Source organism: Hydrocoleum sp. CS-953 (assembly GCF_002260545.1).
Taxonomy (GTDB): Bacteria; Cyanobacteriota; Cyanobacteriia; order Cyanobacteriales; family Microcoleaceae; genus Trichodesmium.
On record NZ_LGSU01001163.1, the window covers coordinates 1 to 7,422 of the forward strand.

At 36.1% G+C, this 7,422-nt stretch carries 5 protein-coding genes; 3 read left to right on the forward strand and 2 right to left on the reverse strand.

The features are described 5' to 3' along the window. Positions 1 to 282: 282 nt before the first annotated feature. Positions 283 to 645, reverse strand: coding sequence for a VOC family protein (locus AFK68_RS18565; protein ID WP_094673142.1), 363 nt, complete (start codon positions 643 to 645; stop codon positions 283 to 285). Between the two features lie 296 nt (positions 646 to 941). On the opposite strand from AFK68_RS18565, the gene AFK68_RS18570 reads away from it, so the two are divergent. Further along, positions 942 to 1,580, forward strand: a complete 639-nt coding sequence (locus AFK68_RS18570; RefSeq protein WP_094674042.1) for an OB-fold-containig protein — start codon at positions 942 to 944, stop codon at positions 1,578 to 1,580. Between the two features lie 725 nt (positions 1,581 to 2,305). Here the strand turns inward: AFK68_RS18570 and AFK68_RS37015 are convergent. Further along, positions 2,306 to 2,446, reverse strand: a complete 141-nt coding sequence (locus AFK68_RS37015; protein WP_168186440.1) for a hypothetical protein — start codon at positions 2,444 to 2,446, stop codon at positions 2,306 to 2,308. 419 nt (positions 2,447 to 2,865) lie between these two features. Here AFK68_RS37015 and AFK68_RS18575 point away from each other — a divergent pair, with 419 nt between their 5' ends. Together AFK68_RS18575 and AFK68_RS18580 are read left to right on the forward strand one after the other, a co-directional pair. After that, positions 2,866 to 4,956, forward strand: a complete 2,091-nt coding sequence (locus AFK68_RS18575; RefSeq protein ID WP_094674043.1) for a flotillin family protein — start codon at positions 2,866 to 2,868, stop codon at positions 4,954 to 4,956. 807 nt (positions 4,957 to 5,763) lie between these two features. After that, complete coding sequence (locus AFK68_RS18580) at positions 5,764 to 6,927, forward strand: GuaB3 family IMP dehydrogenase-related protein (RefSeq protein ID WP_094674044.1); 1,164 nt, start codon at positions 5,764 to 5,766, stop codon at positions 6,925 to 6,927. Positions 6,928 to 7,422 lie beyond the last annotated feature (495 nt).

Below are 7,422 nucleotides of genomic sequence, written 5' to 3' on the forward strand. Positions count from 1 at the left end.
AAAATATGCTAAATATCAATCTTAACAATATACCCATCAATAATGTATTATCCTCAAAAATTATCATATCTCGTATTCAATCAGGGTATTGATTATTATTTATTATTGCGAAAACAGTTTTTCTGATTCTCACCTCATCTAGACACACTGGATAAATTAAATTTTGTGGGACTTGTTTAGCCCAACTTAAATCTACAAAAATCTAAAGTACAGTGAGCTTAGTCCATATTATTTGGACTATGAAAACTAAATATTTTTATAGGTAAGTGTAAATATAGACCTCTAATTGTCAACTACAGTTGCTGGCTCGTAGAGATATTCAAACCAGTTACCATCTAAATCCCTACCATAGAAAGAAGCAGTACCATCTCGGTGTTCATGAATTGGTGAAACTTGGACTTCCTGACCTTGAAGTTGTTCGTAGGCTTTTTCCATTTCTGAGCGATCGCTAAACACAAACCCAAAATGTGGCCCTGCTTGGTCATATCCAGGACTTAAAAGTGCGAGTCCATCATCTCCGGCTTTAAGATATGCCCAGTCAGGATCTTTCCAGGCTATCTCCATACCCAGATTTTTATAGAACTGTACTGCTTTGTCAACATCTTGGACGCAGATAGCTACATGGCCTAATCTTTTTAATTTCATAGTTAAAAATTATTAAAATTTATCTATTTCTAAATTTTACTTTGACTACCGTAGATAATATAGTAATTCTATTTTATTGTCTGTTATACCAGGATAGGAATCAGAATTCAGAAATTAGGATTAATTGTGGCTTGAGAGAATTTTTCTATTACTTAACTTGTGAGAATCTATTGAGAATTGCTATACCCGCATTTCTCACATTTTGTAAATAAAATTTACTATTTCAAGGCTCCTACTTCAGTAAAAAGCACTGTTAACTGATAACTGATAACTGAAATGACCCTGAACTTGATAATATGCTATTCAATTTTGCTAACTTACCTTACTGGATACTCCTCGGTGCAGGAATCTTCATGTTCCTGTTCGTAATTTCTACAGGTTTAGGAGAGGAAAACATAGATATTGACAGTGATAATAGTGTTGAATCTTTAGAAATTTTAGGCTGGTTAGGTATTAGTCAAGTTCCACTGATTTTGTTATTAGCAACTGACCTAAGTTTTTGGGGTTTAATTGGTTGGACTTTAAATATTTTGTTTGGTACTCCTAATGGGTTTTTCGGGGTAACTATATTTATTGGTTCAATGATTTTGAGCCTAATTTTAGGTGGTTTTATTGCGAGACCTATCGGAAAAATTTTCTTTCAATCTTTTGGAGAAGATGTCAGTAGCGATCGCCTTCTAGGATGTATTGGTACTGTTAGTTCTAAATTAGTTCCTAAAGAAAATCAAGGAAAAATTGGACAAGTAGATGTCATTGATACAGCTAAAAACCTTGTAACTATTAATGCCAATTTACCATCCTGGGCAACTAAGATTCCTCATCGAGGAGAAAAAATTATAGTGATCGATCGTCAGACTACAAGTTACTTAATTATAGCTAAAGATAGTGTGGATCGAGATAGATGGTTATCTAATTCAAGTAAAAATAAAGATTAGAATTATGGCAGAAGTTAAGTCAGAAGTTGAAAGTCAAAAGTAAGAGTAATACCAGGCGTAATAAATTTTTGCTACAAATATTTAGTTTACCGTTTAGGAGTCAGGAGACAGGAAGACTGAGCCAGAAATATTTAGTTTAAATATCATTTATTGGCTTGAAGATCCCTTTTTAATCAAAGGCAAACCCGATCAAATTATTTAGCGTTGCTGAAGCAGGGGATGAATCTTTGCAGAAAAGATAAATCCTATCTTTTACGAACTATAGCAATCCCCTGTACAATTGTAATATTTTTGTGGTAGGGGCGAACGGCGGTTCGCCCGTACAGGAGTCAGGAGTCAGAAGTTAGAATTTTCAAGGTTTTCCCTCAATCTTAACTATTATAAAAATTCTCACAAATCATTTAGGATTGCTATATGCTCTAAAACTATAATTCCAATACCCTCCCCACACTCGCCATACACCCCACACCTTCCACACTAATTCATCCCACAAATATGCAAGGTAAATTATTTTAGTTACCCTGATTATTTGTAACATTCTTTTTTTTAATTGGTATAATAAAAGATTTATCTATTGTAGTTGATTTAACTTTCAGTTCTGCAAGAAATCTATCAATCAAAATTATAGCTGGAAGTCATTTCAGTTATTAGTTATCAGTACCTCTAGCTGTTTGCGCAGCATGACCTAGGAAAGCATCGGGATTAAAATACGGAATCTTCTTTTTTTATCCTCTTAAAAGAGGAGTCGTAACTACCCAAATTTTGCGGTCATTAGTATATTGGAGCCTTGCTACAGGGTCGCCCATACAGGAGGCTAGAGAAATGCTAACCTTGGTATTCTCAAAATTATTTATGATTTTCTGCATAACTTACTTCCACATGGAACTATAAATTCCCGTATCTAGAAACTCTTTACCTTGGTCAGAAATAAAATTCAAAAATCTCTGATTTTTGTGCCTGGTCATTTCAGTTATCAGTTAGCCTCCTATGGTCGTAACTGCGTTAACAGTACCTCTGGCGCTCGCCATCGAGATTGAAATACTGAAGTTGATTTCTCTTTTGGGAGATTGGATATGGTTAGGTAACCCATCCATCCCATCCTGACGGACTGCTCCGCAAACGACCGCTCTCTTGGTCGATTGGATATGGCGTTAACGAAGTGGCTCTGCAAGAGCGGGAGACCTCGCCATCCCTCGACCGCTTTTTCATCCCCTTGAAAGGGGAGGCTATTGACCTTATTTTCTGGTCAATTTTGAAGAATAAAAAATTTAGAGGGAAAAAAATCATGTTATTTTGGTTAACATTTCTTGAATCATTACCATCAATTTCCAGTCAGGAAATTATCACAAAGGAACTACAACCTAAACCCAAAGAAATTGTTTTATCTGAAAATATATGTATACAGCCAACACTCGCTCAGTTTCCCCAAAATAATAGCACTTTTATCTTAGGAGGAACTGCTGCCGGAATTGTCGGAATTATCTTCTTCTTACTATTAGGATTTTGGGCTTATACAAGAGTCTATCAAATTACTCCCAACAATGAAGCTTTTGTCAGAACAGGTGGCTTTTTAACAAAAAAGAATTCTGTAATTTTATATGGTAGCTGTATCGTACTACCAGGTTTTCACGAACTTACTAGAGTTCCAATGCGAGAGATTTCTATTGATGTAGAACGTACCGGAAACTTAGCAGTAAGAACTCAAGATTATCTTCGGGCTAATATGCGAGTTACTTTTTATGTCTGCATAAATGCTGATGAACAAGATGTAAAAACTGCTGCATCTAGATTATCAAAGCAAGGAATAATTTCTCCAGAAGATATTAAAGATGCTCTAGAAAAACGCGCTGATGATGCAATTCGAGCAGCAGCTAAAAAGAAGAAATTGGCAGAAATTGATTCTGATAAATTGGGGTTTGCAGATGAAGTTTTCAATCTAATTCAACCAGACTTAAAAAAAGTTGGTTTAACACTAAATAATATTGCTATTTCCGAAATCGAAGAAAGTGACACTTATGATACTAATAACTTCTTTGATGCTCAAGGCGTCAAATTACGCACCGAAACAATTCAACAATCAATCAAAGAAAAACAAGAAGTAGAACTAATAACAGAAAAAGAACGAAGAGAGTTAGAATTAAATACCCAAATAGCAATTAAACAAAAAGAATTAACCGCCAGAAAAAAAGCTATCGAAATTGAAAAAGAACAAGAAACTGCTCTACTAGAACAACAACTAGAATTAGAATCATTAAGAGCACAAAGATCCAGGGAAATTCAAGAAGCAAAAGATATTGAAGCTGCCAACGAACAACGAAACAAAATATTGCAGACAAAAGCAATTGAAGAAGAAGAAATCAAGAAAAAATTAGCAGTTCAACAAAGTCAAATTGAAGCAGATATTGCCCTAGAAGAACAACAGAAAAAACTCAAAGTTACTCAAGAATTACAAAAACAAGAATCAGAAATGGCAGAAATAACTCGCCAACAAATAGTTGATTCAAATCGCCTTAAAGCTCAAGTCGAAGTAGCAGAAGCAGAAAGATTATCAAAAATTGCTCAAGAAGAAGCAGCTATAGCTATAGCCGAAAAAGAACAACAACGTTTAATATCAGAAGCAGAAAAAGCTAAAGCAGAATCAGGAGTAACTACTGCAGCAGAAATAGAAAAAGCAGAACGACAACAAAAGTTATCAATTATAGTAGCTGAACAAGAAGCAGAAAAACATCGTATCTCTGAACAAAATGTTGTAGAAATTGATGTCTTCCGGCGAAAAAGACAAGCAGAAATTGCTAGAGAAGCAGCAGATTTAGAAGCAGAATCCTTGAAGACTTTAGCAGCAGCTAATCGTGACAAAGATTTAGCTGAAGCTGAAGGTATTGAAGCTAAAGTAGAGGCAGAAAATGCAATGAGTAATGCCAATAGAATCGCACAAATTGTCACAGAATTAGGGCCTAGCTTCATAGATAAATTACCAGAAATAGTCACAGCACTAGCACCCCAACCAGGAATTTTAGGAGATGCCAAAATTTATGCTTTTCCTAGTGCCAATGCCAATAATGGTAATGGTGTTCAAGATATTAGTAAATTAATGTTATCTACAAGTGGTTTAACATTGATAAATTCTTTGTTAGATGAAGGTAAATTAGAGAATTTAATTACAAAAGTAACTCAACTAATTATTAGTAGTAATGGGTCTATTTCAGAACCTGTAGAAAGTTCGGTAGATGGCGTTCAAACTACTACTAAAAAATCAAAAATAGAAACAGCGATCGCTCCGGAAAATCCACCTGTAAAGGAAGTCAATAAAACATCAGAGTCCACAAAGAAAAAAACTACTCTCGTCACACCACCTCCACCACCTAGATCGGTTTAAAAATTAGGCATTGGTGATGGGTGGCTATGAATTGAGAATTGAGAATTTAGAAGTTAAATTCTTACTTGATTAAAATAATCAAACTAGAAAAAAGAGCATTGGTGATTTTAGCTATGAATTTAAAATGAGCGAAGTTAAATTCTTACTTGAGAGAGTGAAACGGTATAGACTGGCACACCTTAAATAGTGTAATAGTAGGGGCGGGTTTGAAATTAATGAAAATGGAAAATGGATAATGAAATAATATTTCCGTACTTGCGTACTATCTCTCAGTTTTAACAAGAGGTAATTATTAATTATTCAGCTTTCAGCTATTGTGCATTTAAACGACTTATTGTTGTGTGGATTATTCAAAGAAAAACCCTTATTAGTTCTAACTTCTGACTTGCTAATACGCATTTAAAATGCGTATTAGCTTATTAGCCTCCCCTTTCAAGGGGAAACAATAAATTTTTTTCCTGATCAAAAAAATGGGTCTAAAACCCCGCCTTTTAAGGCGAAATGTTTTTGGAGCGAGGCAGAAATTCCCCTTACAAACAGAATTTCTAACTTCTGACTTCTGGATTTTGACTTCTGACTTATTTAATGGTCAATCCTCTGGGTTTAAAGCCTCTCCTTTTAAGGAGAAAAAGTGCTAGGAGATTTCCCCATATTCAATCCGATGGTTTTAACCAGAGGTAATTATCCATTATTCATTATCCATTACCAATTAATGAATGGAGGCACTGTTAACTGATAACTGAAATTACCAATGACCCTATTAATTTGATACTCTAACTAAAATGGTCTTGGGATTTGGTAAAAGCAGTGGATATAATTATTGGACGTGGAAAAACAGCTCGTAGAGCTTACGGAATCGATGAAATTGCCTTAGTTCCTGGGCAACGTACAGTCGATCCAAATTTAACCGACACTACATGGAGTATTGGTGGTATTGAAAAAGAAATTCCCATCATTGCTAGTGCAATGGACGGAGTAGTTGATGTCCAAATGGCCGTTCTCTTATCAAAGTTAGGGGCTATGGGAGTTCTCAACCTAGAAGGTATTCAAACCCGTTATACTGATCCAGAGCCAATCTTAGAAAAAATTAGGTCTGTTGGCAAAGAGGAATTTGTGACTCTGATGCAGGAACTTTATGCCGCCTCTATCCAACCAGAATTAATTTCTCAGAGAATTAAGGAAATAAAAAGCCAAGGTGGTACTGCAGCAGTAAGTTTAACTCCTGCGGGAGCAATGAAATATGGGAAAGTAGTTGCTGATGCTGGTGCAGACTTATTTTTTGTCCAGGCAACGGTTGTTTCAACTACATTTCTGTCATCTGAATCAGTACCAACTCTTGACTTGGCTCAATTTTGTCAAGCAATGCCTATGCCTGTAATTTTGGGCAACTGTGTTACTTATGAAGTAGCTTTAAATTTAATGAAAGCAGGAGCAGCAGGAGTTCTAGTAGGTATTGGCCCTGGTGCGGCTTGTACATCTCGTGGTGTTTTAGGTGTTGGGGTTCCCCAAGCGACAGCAGTAGCAGACTGTGCCGCAGCACGAGATGATTATTACCAACAAACAGGGAATTATGTGCCAGTTATTGCTGATGGGGGTTTGATTACTGGTGGTGATATTTGTAAGTGTATTGCTTGTGGTGCTGATAGTGTGATGATTGGTTCGCCCATCGCCAGAGCAGCTGAAGCTCCTGGACATGGTTATCATTGGGGAATGGCCACTCCTAGTCCAGTATTACCACGGGGTACTCGGATTCAGGTAGGTACAACTGGAACAATAAAGCAAATTATGTGTGGGCCAGCACAATTGGACGATGGCACTCATAATTTGTTGGGTGCTTTGAAGACTAGCATGGGAACTTTGGGTGCTAAGGATTTGAAGGAAATGCAACAGGTTGAGGTGGTAATTGCTCCTTCCTTATTAACTGAGGGTAAAGTTTATCAAAAAGCCCAAAAATTGGGCATGGGTAAGTAGATTTACTTGCTTAATAAAACTCAAGATATCTCATATCCTTGACAAAATTTATGAAGTAGTTTTTAAATTTGTCAATTATCCTGGAATTATCTGAAAGGAAATGTCACAATAGAGATAGCGGAGATATTATGTTTCCGTTCACTCCTCACACCACAATCCGCCCGGGCTTTTTTAGTTCGGGCGGTTCCTTTATTAACTTGAGGTCTAATTAGGCTTTTGAGCTTATATTGGTTTTCATTAACAGTCTTGTTCTGACGGAGATACTCGGTAGGCTTAATATCAGGTGTCAGAAGTTAAAAGTAACTTTTGGCCTTTGGACATGACTTCTAGATATAACCTTTATTGGGTAATACTAAATTGATAAATGGTTTTTACATCTTCTTGAGGCTAGGGAGATGGTAATACTGTAGAAAATCCTTAGCATCTCAGAAAGAAGGTAAACTTCAATCCAACAAAGGCTTTGCTGAAGTAATAGGTTTTTCCATTCAAGAAGAA

What these genes read in the sequence shown, in the direction of transcription:
- AFK68_RS18565 (WP_094673142.1), bottom strand. Translation starts at nt 645, where the DNA reads ATGAAATTAAAAAGATTAGGCCATGTAGCTATCTGCGTCCAAGATGTT.
- AFK68_RS18570 (WP_094674042.1), top strand. Translation starts at nt 942, where the DNA reads ATGCTATTCAATTTTGCTAACTTACCTTACTGGATACTCCTCGGTGCA.
- AFK68_RS37015 (WP_168186440.1), bottom strand. Translation starts at nt 2,446, where the DNA reads ATGCAGAAAATCATAAATAATTTTGAGAATACCAAGGTTAGCATTTCT.
- AFK68_RS18575 (WP_094674043.1), top strand. Translation starts at nt 2,866, where the DNA reads ATGTTATTTTGGTTAACATTTCTTGAATCATTACCATCAATTTCCAGT.